Source organism: Alcanivorax sp. HI0007 (genome assembly GCF_001635525.1).
Taxonomy (GTDB): domain Bacteria; phylum Pseudomonadota; class Gammaproteobacteria; order Pseudomonadales; family Alcanivoracaceae; genus Alcanivorax.
The window spans coordinates 1-241 of the sequence record NZ_LWEJ01000059.1; the positions used below are offsets into that span (position 1 = coordinate 1).

Here is a 241-nt window from a genome sequence, read left to right on the forward strand (position 1 = left end):
ACCCGCTGACGCATCGGTGCCGGCCTTACGGCTTTCTACGGTTACCCGATCGGCCACAATGAAGGCGGAGTAGAAGCCTACACCAAACTGACCGATGAGCTGGGCGTCTTTCTTCTGATCACCACTGAGTGAGGCCAGGAATTTTTCGGTGCCGGAACGGGCGATCGTGCCCAGGTTCTCGATCACTTCCTCCTGGTTCATGCCAATACCGTTATCGGCAATGGTCAGGGTGCCCGCCGCC

The 241-nt window shown here is 58.5% G+C and carries 1 protein-coding gene; it reads right to left on the reverse strand.

Annotated features, from left to right (window positions below):
* Positions 1 to 241 (reverse strand): ATP-binding protein (locus A3714_RS03060; RefSeq protein ID WP_197463350.1); only part of this gene is annotated, 241 nt, incomplete at both ends.